This window comes from Mycobacterium sp. NGS51, assembly GCF_059812525.1.
On record NZ_JCALCV010000038.1, the window covers coordinates 1 to 2,614 of the forward strand.

Genomic DNA, 2,614 nt, shown 5'->3' on the forward strand with positions numbered 1-2,614 from the left:
AAAGTGTTGGCACTGTCCAACAAACGACGTAGCCAAGTGCGGCTATCGCGGCTTCGGGTGTGGCTCGCCTATAAGATTGTCCGAATGCAGATGGTGAGCTTCTCGTGAGTGCCTTCGGTCCGCGCGACAGTCCCACCGGGCTGGTTGACGACCCGAGCTGCGCCGCATCCGGCCATGCTCCGCCGACGCCGGTCGTGCGGGATGCGCGATGGCTGCGGGCTGCGGGGTGGGCGCGGCGGCTGGCCTGGATCAGCCTGGTGTTTCTGGCTGTCGAAGCCGTCGTGGGGCTGTGGCAGGGCTTGGCCGCCGGGTCGGTCGCACTGACCGGTTGGGCGCTGGGCAGCGTGGCCGAGGGGCTGGCCGGGGTGGTGGTGATCTGGCGGTTCACCGGTTCACGGACGCTGTCGGCGACGGCCGAGCGCAGCGCCCAACGCGGTGTGGCGGTGTCGTTTTGGTTGACCGCCCCCTATATTGCGGCCGAATCCCTGCATCACCTGTTTGGTGAGCGCCACCCGGAGACCACCGTGATCGGGATCGTGTTGACCGCCTTCGCGGTGCTGCAGATGCCGGTCCTGGGTCGCGCCCAACGCATCCTGGGTGCGCGGTTGGTGTCGGCGGCCACCGCGGGCGAAGGCACACAAAACTATCTGTGTGCCGTGCAGGCCGCCGCGGTGCTGATCGGCCTGTCGGTCACCGCCCACTGGGCTGGGGGATGGTGGCTGGACCCGCTCATCGGGCTGGGTGTCGCAGCCGTCGCAATCTGGCAAGGCTTCCGGTCCTGGCGGGGTGAGGACTGCGGTTGCTGAGCGGCGGCTGAACCCCAGCGCCACCACCCACTCTCGCCGAAACGCACGCCAGCGCGGCGAGGTCAATCCAAGCGCACGGTAACACCGACGCCGGCCACCGCGCAGCGCTGGAAGCAGCCGTGCTAAATGCCTGCAGCCCAGGCGATCGCAGCCCCCGCGCGCTCACGAGTCGATCACCGTCGGCGGCGTCCCAGCCGGCCGGTCAGTGTCCGCCGTGCGGCGTATTACTTCGTGGTCGGGGATCGCGACCTTCCGCAATCCCGGCGTGTGTCGGCGCTTTAGCGCGAGTGGGTCTCGCGTGTCTGCTTCAGGCGTGATCCGTGCGAACTTTGCGCGGCGCGGAGCGCCGTCGAGCATTGACGCCGCGAAGTGCCACCGACCGTCTCAGCTGGCGCGTGGATAACTTTGAGTCCAGCGCCCCGATCACTGCTGTCATCGACAACTGCGCCGGTGCCGCGAAAGACTAGCGCGTTATGCGGACATTGGCGATCGAACAGCCCACGTCCGTCACCGCAAGAGCCGGCTTCCAGCGAGCAGCGCAGGAGCAAATCCGGCGTTGCCGTCATCGCCGACCAGACGCCGCTGGATCAGCGGGCGCGGGGTCGTGACCAACGTGGTGAAGCGGGCCAGCGCTACCATGGCCATCACCGATCATCGGCCGTTATCTGCTTGGCGGCGGCGCCAAGCAGATAATCGCTTCGGATACGGGTGATCGACCCAAGGACCACGAGGCCGCGCCGGGCGAGTTCGTCGAGAAACTGTTCGGCAGTAAACCGGTCTTCGCAGGGATGGTCGAAAAGCCACTGGAAGGTGGGGCGGGCCAGGGCGTGGGCGGTGACTTCTTCGAAGTAGAACCGCCCACCCGGTGTCAGCACCCGGGCGACCTCGGCGAGGGCGTTGCGCCAGTCCGGGATGTGGTGGACGATCCCGAAGTCAAAGACCGCATGGTAGCTGGCGTCTTCGGCATCCAGCGCCGCACGTAGGTCGGTCGCGCTGCCCTGGGCTAGCCGCACCCGGTCGCCGTAGCGGGCCAGCCGCCGACCAGCCCGCCGGATCATCGCCGGGTCAAGGTCCACGGCGTCGACCCGGGCGGCGCCGAACCGCTCCAGTATCAGCTGCGAGCCGTATCCGGAACCACATCCGATCTCCAGTGCCCGCGACCCCGGGATGAGCCGACCGCCGAGCCGCCCCAGCACCGGCGCTTCATAACAGCGTTGCAGCCACCGCCGCGGCCAGCTGTTTATTAGCGCGGTTTCCACCCGGTTCATCAGCATCTGTCGGCCCTGCACTCGCCAACGTCCCGACGTCTGGACATCCCGACTCGGGGAACGAAACGCCCGACCGTGGCGGTGTAGTTGCGATACTGCTGACCGTGCACGCGGCGAAGGTAGGGCTCTTCGACACTGCGGACCTGCAGCTCGATCGCCACGGTCAAGAATGCGAAACCGGCGAGTGTGACCGGGTTCGGCGTCACGAATATGATGCCGGCGGCGAACGTGAGCATGGCGGAAAAGATTGGGTTGCGGACCACCGCGAACACGCCGTGGCGCACCAATGTCGTTGTCTCGCCGGGATCGACCCCGATCCGCCAGGACTCGCCCATGTCGTTCTGCGCGTAGACCGTTGCCCCGATGCCGGCCACAGCGACCACGACCCCAATTGCCTGGATCCACGTCGCGTGCAACACCTCCAGCGGGGCGAGCACGCCGCCGAGTTGAAGCAGCGGCGCTGCGACACCGATGACAATAGCCGCGACGAACCCTGCGCCGGCGATCCACTCCAGCGATCCGAACCGGCCGCTGACACCG

The 2,614-nt window shown here is 67.4% G+C and carries 4 protein-coding genes; 1 reads left to right on the forward strand and 3 read right to left on the reverse strand.

Going from position 1 to position 2,614, the window contains the following annotated elements; all coding sequences use genetic code 11:
• The first annotated feature begins 140 nt into the window (after positions 1-140).
• A complete protein-coding gene (locus AC5Y5W_RS24795; protein WP_500014114.1) occupies positions 141-806 on the forward strand; it encodes a cation diffusion facilitator family transporter in 666 nt (221 codons plus the stop codon).
• 507 nt (positions 807-1,313) lie between these two features.
• Here the strand turns inward: AC5Y5W_RS24795 and AC5Y5W_RS24800 are convergent.
• From AC5Y5W_RS24800 to AC5Y5W_RS24810, 3 genes are all read right to left on the reverse strand, one after another.
• On the reverse strand, positions 1,314-1,451 hold the full coding sequence (locus tag AC5Y5W_RS24800) for a hypothetical protein (RefSeq protein WP_500014110.1): 138 nt from the start codon (positions 1,449-1,451) through the stop codon (positions 1,314-1,316).
• On the reverse strand, positions 1,451-2,074 hold the full coding sequence (locus AC5Y5W_RS24805) for a class I SAM-dependent methyltransferase (protein ID WP_500014112.1): 624 nt from the start codon (positions 2,072-2,074) through the stop codon (positions 1,451-1,453). The genes AC5Y5W_RS24800 and AC5Y5W_RS24805 overlap by 1 nt, the downstream gene beginning before the upstream one ends.
• The coding region (locus AC5Y5W_RS24810) for a methyltransferase family protein (RefSeq protein ID WP_500014109.1) at positions 2,074-2,614 on the reverse strand (541 nt) is incomplete at its 5' end. The genes AC5Y5W_RS24810 and AC5Y5W_RS24805, both read right to left, overlap by 1 nt.